Origin of the sequence: Enterobacter sp. JS8-1 (genome assembly GCF_049187015.1) — a bacterium.
Classification (GTDB): Bacteria; Pseudomonadota; Gammaproteobacteria; order Enterobacterales; family Enterobacteriaceae; genus Enterobacter; species Enterobacter mori.
In genome coordinates, this window is sequence record NZ_CP185805.1 from 2782008 (window position 1) to 2797951 (window position 15944).

Annotated in this window: 13 protein-coding genes; 7 read left to right on the plus strand and 6 right to left on the minus strand. The window is 54.4% G+C overall.

Annotated elements, in window-relative coordinates:
* Positions 1–9: 9 nt before the first annotated feature.
* The gene (locus ACOQH0_RS13215; RefSeq protein ID WP_089601486.1) at positions 10–906 is read left to right on the plus strand and encodes a LysR family transcriptional regulator; all 897 of its coding nucleotides are present in this window, start codon (positions 10–12) and stop codon (positions 904–906) included.
* Here ACOQH0_RS13215 and ACOQH0_RS13220 read toward each other — a convergent pair.
* Positions 885–1643, minus strand: a complete 759-nt coding sequence (locus ACOQH0_RS13220) for a phosphate/phosphite/phosphonate ABC transporter substrate-binding protein (protein ID WP_421510545.1) — start codon at positions 1641–1643, stop codon at positions 885–887. The genes ACOQH0_RS13215 and ACOQH0_RS13220 overlap by 22 nt on opposite strands.
* The gene (locus ACOQH0_RS13225) at positions 1636–2592 is read right to left on the minus strand and encodes a fatty acid desaturase (RefSeq protein WP_089601518.1); all 957 of its coding nucleotides are present in this window, start codon (positions 2590–2592) and stop codon (positions 1636–1638) included. The genes ACOQH0_RS13220 and ACOQH0_RS13225 overlap by 8 nt, the downstream gene beginning before the upstream one ends.
* A 156-nt stretch (positions 2593–2748) precedes the next feature.
* On the opposite strand from ACOQH0_RS13225, the gene ACOQH0_RS13230 reads away from it, so the two are divergent.
* From ACOQH0_RS13230 to ACOQH0_RS13245, 4 genes are all read left to right on the plus strand, one after another.
* Positions 2749–3729: a GlxA family transcriptional regulator gene (locus ACOQH0_RS13230; protein ID WP_237844192.1), complete on the plus strand. Its 981-nt coding sequence runs from the start codon at positions 2749–2751 to the stop codon at positions 3727–3729.
* A 78-nt stretch (positions 3730–3807) separates the two neighbouring features.
* Positions 3808–4818, plus strand: a complete 1011-nt coding sequence (gap, locus tag ACOQH0_RS13235; RefSeq protein ID WP_421510546.1) for a type I glyceraldehyde-3-phosphate dehydrogenase — start codon at positions 3808–3810, stop codon at positions 4816–4818.
* A gap of 281 nt (positions 4819–5099) precedes the next feature.
* On the plus strand, positions 5100–5804 hold the full coding sequence (locus ACOQH0_RS13240) for a hypothetical protein (protein ID WP_218400948.1): 705 nt from the start codon (positions 5100–5102) through the stop codon (positions 5802–5804).
* A gap of 208 nt (positions 5805–6012) precedes the next feature.
* Positions 6013–6492 (plus strand): Hcp family type VI secretion system effector, encoded by a 480-nt coding sequence (locus ACOQH0_RS13245; protein ID WP_218400947.1) that lies wholly within the window; start codon positions 6013–6015, stop codon positions 6490–6492.
* A gap of 48 nt (positions 6493–6540) precedes the next feature.
* On the opposite strand, the gene ACOQH0_RS13250 is transcribed toward ACOQH0_RS13245, so the two are convergent.
* Positions 6541–7728: an MFS transporter gene (locus tag ACOQH0_RS13250; protein ID WP_421510548.1), complete on the minus strand. Its 1188-nt coding sequence runs from the start codon at positions 7726–7728 to the stop codon at positions 6541–6543.
* Between the two features lie 115 nt (positions 7729–7843).
* Between ACOQH0_RS13250 and ACOQH0_RS13255 the strand changes: the two genes are divergently transcribed.
* Positions 7844–8800 carry an AraC family transcriptional regulator gene (locus ACOQH0_RS13255; protein ID WP_421510550.1) on the plus strand — a complete coding sequence of 319 codons (957 nt, stop codon included), beginning with the start codon at positions 7844–7846 and terminating at the stop codon, positions 8798–8800.
* 13 nt (positions 8801–8813) lie between these two features.
* On the opposite strand, the gene ACOQH0_RS13260 is transcribed toward ACOQH0_RS13255, so the two are convergent.
* Positions 8814–10193, minus strand: coding sequence for a carbohydrate porin (locus ACOQH0_RS13260; protein ID WP_421510551.1), 1380 nt, complete (start codon positions 10191–10193; stop codon positions 8814–8816).
* Between the two features lie 94 nt (positions 10194–10287).
* Positions 10288–11646 (minus strand): glycoside-pentoside-hexuronide (GPH):cation symporter, encoded by a 1359-nt coding sequence (locus ACOQH0_RS13265; RefSeq protein ID WP_421510552.1) that lies wholly within the window; start codon positions 11644–11646, stop codon positions 10288–10290.
* A 366-nt stretch (positions 11647–12012) separates the two neighbouring features.
* On the opposite strand from ACOQH0_RS13265, the gene ACOQH0_RS13270 reads away from it, so the two are divergent.
* On the plus strand, positions 12013–13698 hold the full coding sequence (locus tag ACOQH0_RS13270) for an alpha,alpha-trehalase (RefSeq protein WP_421510553.1): 1686 nt from the start codon (positions 12013–12015) through the stop codon (positions 13696–13698).
* A 136-nt stretch (positions 13699–13834) separates the two neighbouring features.
* Here the strand turns inward: ACOQH0_RS13270 and ACOQH0_RS13275 are convergent, their stop codons facing one another.
* Positions 13835–15937, minus strand: coding sequence for a TonB-dependent siderophore receptor (locus ACOQH0_RS13275; protein WP_421510554.1), 2103 nt, complete (start codon positions 15935–15937; stop codon positions 13835–13837).
* Positions 15938–15944 lie beyond the last annotated feature (7 nt).

Consider the following 15944-nt stretch of genomic DNA (forward strand, 5'->3'; position numbering starts at 1 on the left):
GAGAAAACGATGGATATTAAACAGTTAAAATACTTAATCGCACTCGACGAGACCCGGCACTTTGGTAAAGCGGCCTCGCAGTGCAACGTTACCCAGCCGACCCTCTCCATGCGCATCCGCAGCCTGGAAGAGGAGCTGGGGCTGGTGCTGATTGTACGCGGGCAGCGCTTTGAAGGGTTTACGCCGGAGGGTGAACGCATCCTCGCGTGGGCCCGCGCGCTGCTGGCCGCGCACGACGGGCTGCAGGCGGAAGCCGCGCTGTGCAAAGGCCAGGTGGTGGGTGAATTACGGCTTGGGATGGTACCGCTGGCGAGCGTGGATCCGATGATCTTTATTCGCCTGCTGACGCAAAAATATCCGGAGCTGACCTACAGCCTCTATTCCATGTCCTCTGCGCAGATTGCCGACGGGGTCAGCCGCAATCAGCTTGAGCTGGGAATTTGCTATCTCAACAGCATCGACACCAGCCTGTTTGACATTATCCAACTGCCAAAAACGAAGATGGGCCTGCTGCACGACATTCGCCATTTCCAGCCCGGCCAGGCAACGCTGACCTGGCACGACCTGACGGAATTTCCGCTGGGGTTCCTGACCAAAGGGATGCACTACCGGGCGCATATGGAGGCCAGCTTTAACGCTGCAGGCCTGGATCCGACGGCCGTTTTCGAGAGTGACTCGACGTTCCAGATCATTCAGGCGGTTCAGAGCGGCGTGTGCTGTGCCGTGATGCCGCTGAACAACGGGCTGGAGGCACTGAACAACAATTTCAGGATTGTCCCCATCGCCGAAGCGAATATTGAGGCGCCTGTCGGCCTGATTATGCGCCGACAGAAACCCGTCTCCTCGCTGGCGCTACGCTGTTTTACCGATGCACGGGAAATTTATCACGCAGTCAATGAAGCGTAGGCCTGGCGCGTCACCACGCTAAAACCGCCGATGAGCACCGCGTCGCAAACACCCCGGTATTCCGGCGCATTTACCAGCTCGCACAGCGCATCGCGAATAGCGTTAAGGGTTTCAGGCGAGGTGTTTTGCGAGGTGATCAGCGGCAGTCCTGGCGTGAGAGGGGTACGCTCAATGACCGCCAGCCCCGCAAGCCGTTCCGGCTCATGGCGCTGCAGCAGAGCCCAGGTTACGCAGTCGATGGCCGCAATATCCCCCACCCCGCCTTTTACATCAATCAGCGACTGGCGATGGCTGCCGCTGAAAATTACCCGCGAAAAATAGTCATTGACCGTATCAGGTGCCACTCGTCTTCGCAGCGTGTTGTAGCCGGACTGGGAATCCGGCGCATTACACACCACCCGCCGCCCACGGAAATCGTCAACGCGCAGGTGTTTATCTTCTTCCCGCACCACCAGCAGGCTGCGGTAAGCGATCCCTTCGCAGCCCGGCGCCGCATAATGAAAACAGCCGACGACCTGCACGTCCGGCAACTGTGTGACCAGCGGATAACCGCAGGTCTGGCTCAGGATGAGTCCAGGCTGCTGCCAGTGCGTCAGTAAGTTCTCTTCCGGGATGCCCGGCACAAGATCGCCCACCGGCACACCGCGTGCCAGCAGCAAAGCGTGCACAGCTCGCCACAGCGCGTCGGTATCAGCCCGATTGACGGCATACATCGGAAACGCCAGCAGGTTACTCATGCTCTTCTCGCTTTATCCCCGGATGAACCGTGACATCCACGGCCTTATCCCAAAACTGTCGCAGCCACTGGCCGTATCCCTTGACCACAAAACCGTGATTCCGCTGCTGATACACCGCCCGGTTTTGCTGGTAGAGCGCCTTCAAACCATACCAGGGCACGCCTGGCAGATCGTGATGCACTGAATGGTAGTTGAGATTCAGGAACAACACCTGCCAGAAGATCCCGGCTTCGTTGATTACCGATCGCGCGAGAGGATCGTCTGCAGCGCGGTGCTCGAGGAAAGAGCGCACTTTGGTGAGCGCCAGCGCGGGATAGCTCACCGCCAGCACAAACCAGACAGGTGAAAAATCAATATGGCGCATCCAGACAAACAACCCCGCCAACAGCACGCCATGCATCAGCCACATCAACATCGCCCGCAGGTGCAGCTGACGAAACGCCGCCACGGCACTTCCCAGCGTCTGAACGATATCCAGCAGCGGAGCCAGTAACAGCCGCCCCAGAAAAGTATTACGCACATGAATAATGCGCTTCTGCCAGGGCGTAAAACGCGCCCAGGTCTGTTCGGTAAAATAGTAGGATTCCGGATCGTCCACCGGTACCGTGAGATGATCGTTGCGGTGATGGGCCAGATGCGAGTCGCGGTACAGGCCATAGGGATACCAGACCGCCAGCGGCAGCGTACCGAAAAGCTGATTTAACCGGGGAAAACGTGTCGGATGGCCGTGGATCAGCTCATGCTGAAGCGACATATACCACGCGGTAAACCAGATCAGCAGCACCGTGGCAGGCAGTAAACCGAGCGTCTGCCAGTACGTCAGGGTGGTAAACCAGCCGGTATAGATAGCGATAATTAACAGCCAGGTGGGAAGCTCGCTTCGCCACAGAAACCGCGTGGCAAGCCGGTGAATATGTTCTCGCTGTTGCGGGTGTAAATAGTGACTCATTCCTTCCGATGCCGTTCCGCCTGTCATTCTGTGTCCTGACGATCCGTGAAAACGGCTGAAATAACAAAGAACTTAAATCGCTTTGCTTTGCCAGAAATGGCGTTTATGCGCTCTCTACCTGTTGACTTATTTTGTAATAAAGTTACTTTTCAGGACATGAAAAAGATCCTGATTATTGTTCCCGACGGCGGCATGCTGTTTGAAGCCGCCGGTATCGCCGACATTCTGATGCAGGCCAACCGACTGCACCCGGAAGGTCTGTCTCACCCGTGTTACCGCATCATCATCGCCACCACGCAGCCCCATCAGGTGATCCACGGTCAATCCGGATTAAACCTGCTTGCAGATTATCGTCTGCCTGAACTGGACCCGCGTGAACCACTCGATACCATCATCATTACCGGCCGCGGCATGAATGAACTGGAGAGCACCGCCGTGGTGGACTGGCTGCATCTCGCTGCGCCCCATGCGCGTCGTATTGCCTCCATCTGCGGCGGCGCGATGCTGCTTGCGCAGAGCGGTTTGCTTGACGGACGGCGGGCAACCACACACTGGCGTCTGCTGGAGACGATGCAGGCCGCTTATCCGGCCATCAGGGTGGAAGGCGGCCCGATCTACGTTCAGGATGGGCCCATCTGGACCTCCGGCGGGGTCAGTTCCGGTTTCGACCTGACGCTGGCGCTGGTTGAAGACGATTACGGTTTCTCTCTCGCCCGCGACGTGGCGCAGGATATGGTGATGTACCTACGCCGTCCGGGCGGGCAGCTGCAGTTTAGCCGTTATAATTTGCAGCAGTCCGGTACCCAGGGGCCGATTAGCGAACTGCAAAGCTGGATCCTGCAAAACCTGACCGCCGATCTCTGCGTTGAGCGCCTGGCGGAAAGAGCGGCGATGAGTCCCCGTAACTTCACCCGCGTATTCACGCGGGATGCAGGGGTCTCTCCGGCCCGCTACGTGACGGAAGCACGTCTTGCCGCCGCCCGGCAGCTTCTTGAGCAAACCAGCGATCCGCTGGAGCTGATTGCTGAGCAAAGCGGGTTTGGCACCAGCATCAACCTGCGTCGTGTTTTCGAGAAACAGCTTCATCTCACCCCAACGGAATATCGCCAGCGCTTCCACTGCCGCAAGATGGCGTAATGTGATCCTTTTTTGTCATTTACGCCATTCAGCCTGACGCCTACAGTGACTCCAGACAACAGAGATAAGGAGTGCATCATGGTTAAGGTCGGTATTAACGGTTTCGGCCGTATCGGACGTAATTTCCTGCGCGCGGCGCTGGGTAACCCGGATCTTCAGATTGTGGCCATTAACGATCTGACGGACAGCCAGACCCTCGCCCATCTGCTCAAATATGATTCCCTTCTCGGCACGCTGCAGGCACCCGTTGAGGCGGCTGACGGCGGGTTACAGGTGGATGGACAGCGGATCGTCGTCTTCAGCGAACGCGATCCGGCAAACATCCCGTGGCGCGAGGTCGGGGTGGACGTGGTGATTGAAGCCACTGGTTTCTTCACCGAACGCGAAAAGGCGGCGGTGCATATCACCCACGGTGGCGCTAAGCGCGTCATCATCTCTGCACCGGGCAAAAACGATGACCTGACGATTGTGATGGGTGTAAACCACGAGCTGTACGATCCGGCCCTGCACGCTGTCGTGAGTAACGGGAGCTGTACCACTAACGGACTGGCTCCGGCAGCGCAGGTGCTGCATCAGCAGTTTGGTATTGAGCACGGCCTGATGAACACCACGCATGCTTATACCAACAGCCAGGCGCTGCACGACCAGCCGGAGAAAGATCTGCGCGGTGCACGTGCGGCGGCCCTGTCGATTGTGCCTTACTCCAGCGGCGCGGCGAAGGCGTTGGGAAAAGTGATCCCTTCTCTGGACGGTAAGCTGACCGGGTATTCTTTACGCGTCCCGGTTCCGGTGGTGTCAATTGTGGATTTGACGGTAACGCTGAGCCGTAACGTGACCGCCGACGAGGTGAATGACGCGTTCCGTCAGGCTGCGGCTAGCGGACCACTGAAAGGGATTCTGGGCTACAGCGATGAACCGCTGGTGTCCAGCGATTACCAGGGTGACCCGCGCTCCTCGATTATCGACGGGCTGTCGACGCTGGTGATTGGCGGCAACATGGTCAAAATTCTGGCGTGGTATGACAACGAGTGGGGATTCTCAAACCGCCTGGTGGATCTGGCGGTGCTGATGGATAAGAAAGGGCTGTAAGCCTTAGCTTGATGCCGGGTGGCGCTTGCGCTTACCCGGCCTACACATTATGTCACCCTTCAGTAATATATCCCCAATCCTCGCAGAATATATATTTAAAGATAATCTTAAGTTTATTCAAAACTTTCAAATTCATCACATCAATTATATAAAAGAACCGATTAACGTAGACAATAGGTTAGTGGTTATTCTTTATTTTACTTTTAAAAATGCGAGTACGATCACTGTCCTTAGGCGATTCGGTAGATCATGATAAACCCTGCACACAACAGGGGCATATTATGTATTACAGCAAGGAAGTTATAGAAAGAATTGGTTCCGATAAAGATCTGGCATTAAGGCTCGATCGCGCCGTCGCAGGGGTAAAGGATGGTGCCATAGAATATTTAAATAATCTTGGCGATGCGACGACTCGCTTGCTTTATTACACTTCGTGCTTTACAGATAATTATCATGATGTCTGTAAACGATTGAGCATAGAGGACAAGCGATTTGTTGATGGTATTTATCAACTAGTGACACACAGAGATATCATATTTAGAATGATAAGGCTTTATATAGAAACATTGCTAAATGGCAAAAGTGAAGATCGGAAAAAAAATATTCTTGAAAAAGCAATACATTTTACAACGCCCTACTCCATTAAACAGACATCGAAAATCGGTTTACTCTATGCAGTGGCCAAATACATCTGTTATGGTAACAAAATGAATTCCGCCGTACAAAATGCTTTCATTAATAAAATAGCAGGTAAAGGTGCAATAGCTTTATTTGCCCTTAATACCTATAGTCTGGTTCAGCGTGCCGCTGATAGTGCAAATAGGTTAAAAAATAACAGACCGCTTTTTTATCATGCACTATACATGGAACATCTTGAAATGATGTACTTCCTGATTGAACCTGTCATAACGAAATCAGGTTATTTCAATATTAACTCTGCTTCAGACGAAGATATCACTGAAGCCTTAATCAAGATGATGAAATAATGTTAAATTTCATTAAGAGCATGTTAAAATTAATTTTAGATGATGTACTAAGAGATTTACGCGCTTGCGGAGTAGTCATAATTTTTCTTCTTTTATCAATCATTACAGTATCTGTTATTGATGATGATATCATAGCAATTCGAATCATTGGGGTAATTGCACTCGTCGTTTTTTCAATCGCTTTTTTTTACACAGGGAAATAACAAATATGTCTACACCAGCACACATTTGGCTTACTGATGAAAATAATGCGCCCGTTTTAGGCGAGTGTTTAATGCCTACAAGATTGGGTTCTACCGAACTCAAGTCATTTAACCACTCTGTCTGGATCCCTACCTGTTCCAACACGGGAAAACTGACGGGAACGCGGCTTCATGTCCCCATTACTTTTGAAAAAGAAATAGACCGCATCACACCCTATCTTTTCCGTGCAGTATGCACAGGTAAAACGTTCAAATCAGCATTAATTAAAATGTATAAAATTAATGACGCCGGGATCGAGCGTGAATACTTCAACATCATTCTGGAAAACGTCAAGATAACAAGGATCTCACCTTTATTGCACCCGCTAGGTATCGCGAGTGCTCATATGGAAGAAGTCGAACTCCGCTATGAATCGATTGAGTGGAAATATTGCGACGGGAACATCATGTTTAAAGACACCTGGAATGAAAGAGCGGTAGCGTAGAACAATAGACACCCGTTAGGTCCCTCTCCCGCAGGAGAGGGAAAGCACTTAATCCGCTTTTACGTTCACACCCATAAATACAATCACCATTGCCGTAACCAGCAGGAAACCGCTGCCCGCAAACACGCCGCTGGCACCGTTGAGGTCGAATACCGCCCCGCCACCCGCCGCGCCTGCGCTTATCGCCAGCTGAATAGAGGCCACCAGCAAACCGCCTGCACTTTCGGCTTCATCAGGGACGGTGGTTGCCAGCCAGGTTGACCAGCCCACCGGTACCAGGCCAAAGGCAAAGCCCCAAAGCGCAACCAGTAAACCGTCCAGCATCGCCAGATGACCAAATGCGACCATCATCAGCGCCAGTACGCCCATGGCGAACGGCACCAGCGCCAGCGTCAGGCGCAGATTTCGTGCCAGCAGATGTCCGGCAATGGAGGTGCCGACAAAGTTAGCGATACCAAAGCCAAGCAGGATCAGTGAAATCGTCTCTACGCTTGCCTGACCGACGGTCTCCAGGAACGGGCGCAGATAGGTAAAGAAAGCAAAATGGCCGCTGAAGATCAGAATGGTTGCCAGCATCCCGCCGATCATCCCCGGACGACGCAGCACCCGGAACAGGGTTCCCAGGCTGCCGCTGCTCTCCGGCTTCATCGACGGCAGGACCCAGACCTGCCACAGCAGAGCCGCCACGCTCGGCACTATGCAGAGAACAAAGACGTTACGCCAGCCAATCAGGCTGCCCAGATAACTTCCCAGCGGCGCCGCGACAACCGTTGCAATGGACACGCTGGAGAAAATCACCGCCAGCGCTTTCGGCACCTTATCGGCAGGTACCAGCCGCATCGCCGTAGCGGTCGACATCGCCCAGAATCCCCCGATAGCAACGCCCAGCAGCAAGCGCCCCATCAGCAAAACGTGCAGGGTTGGCGCAAAGGCCACCAGCAGGCTGGAGATGATTTGCAGCACCGAAAAGAACATCAACACCCAGCGGCGGTCGATACTTTTGGTGGCTGGCGTAATCAGCAAACCGGTGACCAGCGCCACCAGCGCCGTTGCCGTGACGGCCTGCCCGGCCATCCCTTCGGTTACGCCGAGACTGGCAGCCATTGGCGTGAGCAAACTGGCGGGCAGAAACTCCGCCGTGATCAAACCAAATACGCCCAGCCCCAGTGAATAGACCGCTCGCCAGGCGGGTTTTGCAGGCGCTATCGCCTCGCTCGCCGCGACACATGAACTCATCTGTTGATCTCCCGTTATCAAAATGTGACTAATATCGCAAAAGCATAGAGTGTTCCCCATGGACGATCTATGACATATAATCTCCACTTATTGATTATTCGTCCGGAGTTGTGCGATGACCGTTCAGTCACCCGATTTGATCAGCGAGCTTTTACGCGGCATGCGCCTTTCTGGGGTGAAATATCGGCGAATTGAAGCCAGCGCGCCATTTGGTGTGGCGTTCCATCAGGCGCCCGGTAAGGCGCAGTTTCATTTTGTCAGCCACGGCAACGCGCTGCTGCGTATGGAGAGTGGCGCAACGTTCGAGCTGAGCGGTGGCGACGCGCTCATCATCCCAAACGGCAATTCCCATGCCCTGCTATCCGACGCGCAGGCTCCTCTTACCCCGGTGAATGCCTTCCCAAGCGAGCCTATCTGCAGCTCGGTCTGCGCGATTGCCTGTGAGCCCTGCCCGGACGGCGAGAACACGATTATCTTTAGCGGCTGCATGGATTTTGAACTGGGCGGGATGCAGCCGCTGATCAAGGCCATGCCGGAAGTGATGATGGTGAGCAGGCTGATGTCCACCTGGCCCGAGATCCACCCGTTGCTGGCGGCCATGGAGCGAGAATCCATGACCCGTCAGGTGGGCTTTGCGGGTATCCTGGCGCGTCTTGCAGACGTCGTTGCGGCCTTAATCGTGCGGGGCTGGGTCGAAGCCGGATGCGGCAAAGCAACGGGCTGGGTGCAGGTGCTTCGCGATCCCCGCCTCAGCAGAGCGATATACGCCATGCACCAGCAGCCCGGCCTGAACTGGAGCGTGGCGGATCTGGCCAAAGAAGCGGGCACCTCCCGCTCCGTGTTTGCCGAGCGCTTTCTGGCCGCGACGGGCACGACCCCAGCCAAATATCTCAGCGAACTGCGAATGCGGCTGGCAATTCAGTATATTCGTCATGAAAATCAGCCCATCGAAACGGTCGCCCTGCGTCTGGGGTATGGGTCGCTGGCGGCGTTTAGCCGCGCCTTTAAGCGCATTATCGGCCAGGCGCCGGGCACGCTGCGGGAAGCCAGCCAGACCCTTGACGAGGTCTGACCGGCGTCTGGCATCAGAAGTAATATTTGAAGCGCACGCGTCCGCCGTAACGATCGTCATTTCGGTCGTCGCCGTCATTCGGATGCGCTTCCACCCATGAGGCATACGCGCCCAGGTAAATATTGAAATTCTTCATCTTCATCACGTTTGGGAACAGGTATGAAGCATGAATGGTGTGAATATCATAGTCACCGGGATCGGTCACCCAGCAGTCGCCGTCGCAGTCAGCGTCGAAGTTTGCAGTGTTGAAATTGTCGATCTGATTATGTGCATAGATATAGCCCAGTTCAACATTACGCCATAAGGCATTCACACCCGCGGTGAAGTCTTTCTCATCGGTGGCATCCATGTAGGCGGTGTTCAGGTTCGCCACAATGCCGTCGTCCGGATCCGTTTTTTGCCCGTTCCAGGTCATGGTGAAGCCATAGCCCGTACGGTCAGATTGGTCTATCCATTGTCCTGATGCGTCGCGGTAGCCATAGGCGTTGTTGACGAGGTTGCTCTCCATCGCGATGGCCGTCGAGAAGTTGCCATCCTGCCAGGCAATGACCGGACGGACGTAGGCAACGTTTTTATCGTTATCCAGGTCTACGCCGTGATACTGCTGGTCAACAAACAGCGAGCTGCCATCTTCCAGCAGGGTGTTAACCTCAACATACCAGTTACCCAGGGTTTTACTCATGAGGAAGTTACCGCCGCTGTCGCTACGACCGCGCCCCTCTTTCATCATGTAGATGTAGCCGTAGCCATCGCTATACAGATCGTTGGCCGTGTTGCCGGAATATTCGACGAAGGTGTCCTGATTCAGCGGGAACATGTCGTAGGCTTCAAAGCGACCGACTTTCACCTTCCAGTCGTTTTCCGTCCCGAAGAAGAACACCGCATCATCCAGGTTCATTTTACCCGTCAGGTCAGCCAGCGGCTGCACCGAAAAACCGGCGAAATTGCCGTTCTCCATCCGCTTATATCCATCGAATCCCAGCAGCAGGCGACCGTTAATATCCCAGCGTTCATGGCTGCCGGGCGCCCAGTCTTTATTGGCTGACGTTTTCATGGAGGTTAAACTGCCGCTCTTGCTGGCCGCGTCCATATTGAATTCAACGTCGCCGTAGAACTTAATATCCCCGTAGCCGGATAACGTCAGTTTGGGTGCCGTTTTCGCTGTGGAAGGCTCCGTGGATTCAACCACAACCGGATTTGTGGCCGCCACGGTTTGCTGCTGTTGCTTGAGATCCTGAATTTGCGCTTCCGCCTTTGCCGCACGTGTTTCCGCCTTTTCGAGGCGCGCCTCCAGTTGCGCCAGTTTATCTTCCAGACGTTGGGTATCTTTTGCTGCCATTGCTCCGGTAGTACAAAACGCACTGACAATGAGTGCAAGGGTTTTTACTTTCATCGACTCCATCCTCGTGAGTTAATCATTATTTCCTGACGGACACAAAGAACCTCACCGATAATTCATATGAATTATCGGCTTACTACATCAACCATTAAGAATTAGCGAATTCGCCTTTATTTAAATCATTCACTACGCCATTCATGACGTTTTCGTTTAATTTATAAAACTTAATCGAGAACGCGGTGAGTAAATAAAACAGTGACGGGATCAGCGTGAACAGAAGAATGACGCCCTGAACGGCGGATGCCGATTGTACGGTACTGTTTGACTCGTAATTAAACCCGGCGAGAACCCAACCCAGAATGGCACCGCCGACCGCAACACCAAATTTAATCACAAATATATTGGCCGCAACATTCATACCTGTAATACGGCGCTGGGTTTTCCATTCACCATAATTATTTGCGTCGGTAATCATGGACCACTGCAGCGCGCCATTGCCGCCCTGGACAATCTGAATCAGGACATGGGCAATCAACGGAATGGCCCAGAACTCCAGCGGCAGCCAGAAGCAGGCCACGCCTAATGCCGCATTCAGAATATTGATCCAGAATGAGAGTTTGACCTTGCAAAAACGGGTACCGAACGGCTGAGCCAGTACGGAGCCAAACATAGAGGCCAGCATCCCGCCCAGCATAAAGTACGAGATGACGTCAGCCCCTTTATTGAGCACGGTATTCACGTAATAGACCACCGCGCCGCCGCGGATCACCACCGCTACCAGCATCATGAAGTTATAGATAGAGAGAATGCGCCACTGATCGTTACGGAAGAGAATTTTAACGTCACGGGCGATGTTGAGATTCTCCTCTTTGATGGGCTGCACGCGCTCTTTTGTGGTGGCAAAACAGACGATGAACATCAGACAGCCGATCGCGCCAAAGAGCGCCATCGCCACCTGTATGCCGGTCGCCCTGTCGCCCGGGAAGAGGTAATCCGCCAGGGGCAAAATAAGGGCCGTGCCGAGCGCCCCGCCAATCGGCGTGATGGCAAAGCGCCAGGACTGCAAGGAGAGATTTTCACGCGGATCTGACGTTAGCGCAGCGCCCAGAGAGCAATATGGAATATTTATGGCGGTATACATCAGGGTCATAAATATATATGCCCCGACGGCATAATAAATTTTTCCGGTTTCGGTAAAATTCGGAATGGAATAGACCAGGACGCAGCTGACCGCAAAGGGAACGCATATCGCCAGCAGCCAGGGACGGAAGCGCCCCCAGCGCGTCGACGTTGCATCGGCTATCGCCCCCATCACCGGGTCGGTAATCGCATCTAATAAACGCACCAGAAGAAACATGGTGCCCATTATGGCCGGCGGTAAGCCATAAATATCGGTATAGTAATACGCCAGAATGGCAACCGATGAGTCAAATACAATATGACTTGCTGCATCTCCCAGGCTATAGCCTATTTTCTCTTTGACCGGTATTTTTTCCGCGACTGACATTGATTCACTCCTTATTGATGAAACCGGTTTCTGCTGTAGCGATAATGTCGCCTGAGAGCATCAATGCTATCTATTATGTTTTTTCACCAGGAGCTTATGTTTTTTGCTTTATGTGATCGTGGTAATTAAAACAGAAAATTCGCCACGCAAATTCTGCGTCACGGGCCGCAATTAATTTCCCAGCACCGTTGAATATTCACAATATCAATATTTCACCACACCAGCAGGGCATTAAACACAACGGTAAATCGTCTTGATTTGTACAAAATGCGACGTTCGACACGCGAAGCGCGGAATATTCGTCTACTGTTTTCTGAAGATTGATGACAGCGTGACCGCTGCTCAGCGAAATAAGGAGAAGACCCTATGATAACACCTCAAAAGCTGCGCCCTCGCCTCTTACCTCTTGTTCTGGGCAGTGCGTTGCTCTCGGTTACCGCCGCGGCCAGCGCTGAAGAGATGGCATCTGGCCAAACGAACCCGCCCGATATTTTGCTCGGCCCCCTCTTCAGCGATGTGCAGAGTGCCAAACTGTTTCCCGATCAAAAAACCTTTGCCGATGCGGTCCCCAAAAGCGATCCGCTGACCATCCTCGCCGACTATCGCATGCAGCGTAAGCAGTCGGGCTTTGATTTACGCCATTTCGTTGACGTGAATTTCACGCTTCCGGGTGAAGGCGAAAAATACGTTCCCCCCGCCGGACAAAGCCTTCGTGAGCACATTGATGGGCTGTGGCCTGTGCTGACCCGCACAACGGACAAAGCCAGCAGTAAATGGGATTCACTCCTGCCCTTGCCGAAATCCTACGTCGTGCCCGGGGGACGTTTCCGCGAGGTGTATTACTGGGACAGCTATTTCACCATGCTGGGCCTGGCCGAAAGCGGCCACTGGGATAAAATCAGCGATATGGTGGACAACTTCGCCTATGAAATTGACACCTTCGGCCACATCCCTAACGGCAACCGCAGCTATTACCTGAGCCGTTCGCAGCCACCGTTCTTCTCCCTGATGGTCGAACTGCTGGCGACGCATGATAAAGATGCGTTGAAAAAATACCGTCCGCAGATGGAAAAAGAATATGCCTACTGGATGGTGGGCGTCGATGGCCTGCAGCCGGGCCAGGCCAACAAACGCGTGGTGAAACTGGATGACGGGACAATCCTTAACCGCTACTGGGATGACCGCGATACCCCGCGTCCTGAATCCTGGCTCGATGATGTAAACACCGCTAAAAACAACCCTAACCGCCCGGCGACGGAAATTTACCGCGATCTGCGCTCGGCAGCCGCGTCAGGGTGGGACTTTAGCTCCCGCTGGATGGACGATCCGCAAAAGCTTGGCACCATCCGCACCACCAGCATTGTGCCAGTGGACCTGAACGCCCTGATGTTCAAGATGGAGACGCTGCTGGCACGGGCAAGCCAGGAGGATGGCGATTCCGCTGGTGCGAGCAAATATGAAGCACTGGCCGCCTCGCGGCAAAAAGCTATTGAGAGCCATCTGTGGAATGAAAAAGAGGGCTGGTACGCGGATTACGATCTTAAGAGTAAAAAGGTGCGTAATCAGCTTACCGCCGCCGCCCTGTTCCCGCTTTACGTGAAGGCTGCGGCACAGGACCGCGCGGATAAAGTGGCTGCAGCTACCGCTTCACGCCTGCTGAAGCCGGGCGGCATTACGACCACCACTATCAACAGCGGCCAGCAGTGGGATGCGCCAAACGGCTGGGCACCGCTGCAGTGGGTCGCAGCGGAAGGATTGCAGAACTATGGCCAGGAAAAAGTGGCGATGGACGTGACCTGGCGCTTCCTGAAAAACGTTCAACACACCTACGACCGCGAGAAGAAGCTGGTGGAGAAGTATGATGTCTCGTCTACCGGCACCGGCGGGGGCGGCGGTGAATATCCGTTGCAGGATGGATTTGGCTGGAGCAACGGCGTGACGCTCAAGATGCTGGACCTGGTTTGTCCGAAAGAGAAACCCTGCGACAGCGTACCGGAGAATCAGCCTGCGGCGAATGATGACGCCGCGCCAGCGAAAAGCGCGGCGCAGTAAGGGTATTGCCGGGTGGCGGCTACGCCTTACCCGGCCCCCCCTCACCCCAGCCCTCTCCCTCAAGGGAGAGGGAGTCATCCATGCAGCCATTATTTTGTGGGGAACCCTCAGCCCACCGGCAGAGGGGTAAAGCTCATCAGAAGCTGTAACTCGCCCCTAGCTGGAACGTCCGGTCACGTCCAATCCAGCAGTTGGTTGCGTCGTAACAGGTCAGCGCCTCTTTATTGGTGATGTTCTGCGCGCTGGCTTTAACCGTCAGCCCTTCCAGAGACGGCAGGACTTCGCCCATGCGGTAAGAGGCCGCCAGATCGTACTGCGTGGTGCCCCCAAGTTTGCCCGCATCGTTACTCGGTGAAATTTCCATCGGCCCGGTATAGCGCGCGCCAGCCCCCAGCATCAACCCTTTCAGCGGCGTACTGTCGAAGGTGTAGTCGCCCCACAGGTTAAAGGCATTCTCCGGCACCTGGGTTGGACGCTTGCCCTGGTATTTATCATCTTCCGTATTGATGACGTGGGTGTAAGCGTAGTTCGCAATCAGCGTCAGGTTATCCGTCGGACGGCTGACCGCCGACAGCTCAGCCCCTTTGGATTCCACTTCCCCGGTCTGACGGTAGTTGAGGAAGCCGGGATCGGAGGTGACGACATTTTTCTGGCGAATGTTAAACACCGATGCGGTAAAGGTGGTGGCGTAGTCCGCCAGCAGGTATTTCACCCCACCCTCAACCTGCTTGCTGGTGGTTGGCTTGACGTCTTTGGCGACAAGCGTCCCCTGTGGGGATACCGGCGCAAAGCCTTCGGAATAGCTGATGAACGGCGAAATCCCGTTGTCGAAGGCGTAAAGCGCGCCCAGACGTTTGGTGACCCGATCCTGAGAAACATACGCTTTGTCGCCGTTTTGCAGGTAATTCGTGGTCACGGAGCGGTAATCGTCATAGCGCAGGCTGCCCAGCAGATTTAATCCGCCGAACTCCACCTGATCCTGCAGGTAATAGCCGTTCTGCTGATAGCTCAGACGGTTTTTCTGGGCGGTATACAGCCCCAGCGCGCCTTCATCGATTTGCGCGTGGTCAGGATTGCGCATATCAATACCCGGTGTTGAGGAGGCGTATCGGTAGTGGAAGTGCGAGTTCAGCTTCTGATAGTCAAACCCGGCCAGCAGATGATGTTTCCATTCCCCCAGCGCAACCGTTTTGGTGACCTGGTTGTCGATGTTGAAGCTCTGAAGATCTTCATCCGTGGTGTAAGCAAAGCGATTGAGTTGATAGACCTCGCTCCCTGGCCCGGTTGAATAGACGCTGCGCTGATGGGTATCCACGTCGAAGTAGCGCGCTTTCTGATTAAAGCCCCAGCCGCTATCAAACTCATGCTCAAAGCTGTAGCCCAGCATCCACTGTCGCTGTTTGAATCCACTCCACTCGTCCCCGGCATAGTCCCGGCGATCGGCGTAGCTTGAGCGCAGATAGGCGAGCGGCAGCGGGTCGGACGGCGACAGGCTAGGCGTATTTTGCGCCAGCGCATCAATGGTGAGGCGCGTTTTGCTGTCCGGCTGCCAGGTCACTGACGGTGCCACGAGGTAGTTTTCGTAGCGCGTGGTGTGCGGCTGGTCGTCATTTTCCGTCGCTTTCCCCAGCAGACGGTAGTTCCAGTCGCTGTCAGCGATTTGCCCGGTTGAATCGAGGTAGCCCTCTTTCAGGTTACGGGTGCCGGTGTTAAAACCCACCTCGGTACGGGAGGCTTTTTGCGGCTTCTTACTTTGAATATTCACCAGCCCCCCCGGCGAGCCGCCACCGTACAGCACTGAAGAGGGACCTTTCAGAATATCAACGCTCTCAATCAGCAGCGGATCGATGCGCGCTTTGGTGTTACCGGTGACGTTATACGGCAGCTGCAGACCGTTATAGAATTCCTGGTCAACGGTAAACCCGCGGATTTTGTATTCGCTCATGTACGAGGTACTGCCCCTCACCTCGGTCGAGACGCCCGGGGCATAGCGCAGGATTTCATTCACGGAGTTCGCGTGACGCTTTTCTATCTCCTGCTCAGAAAGGGTATTGATCACCTGCGGCGTTTTACTTTCTGCCACCGCCGATTTGGTCGCACTGTTCGTCCATGAAGGAAGCGCGCTGCCCTGCTCTGCGCCCGTAACTACGATAGTCGATTCTTCGGCGAAAGCCTGTGCCTGCAATGCCAGCGCCACGGCTCCTGCCAACGCACATAACGCAAAACGTGAGGTATTCATAATTGTC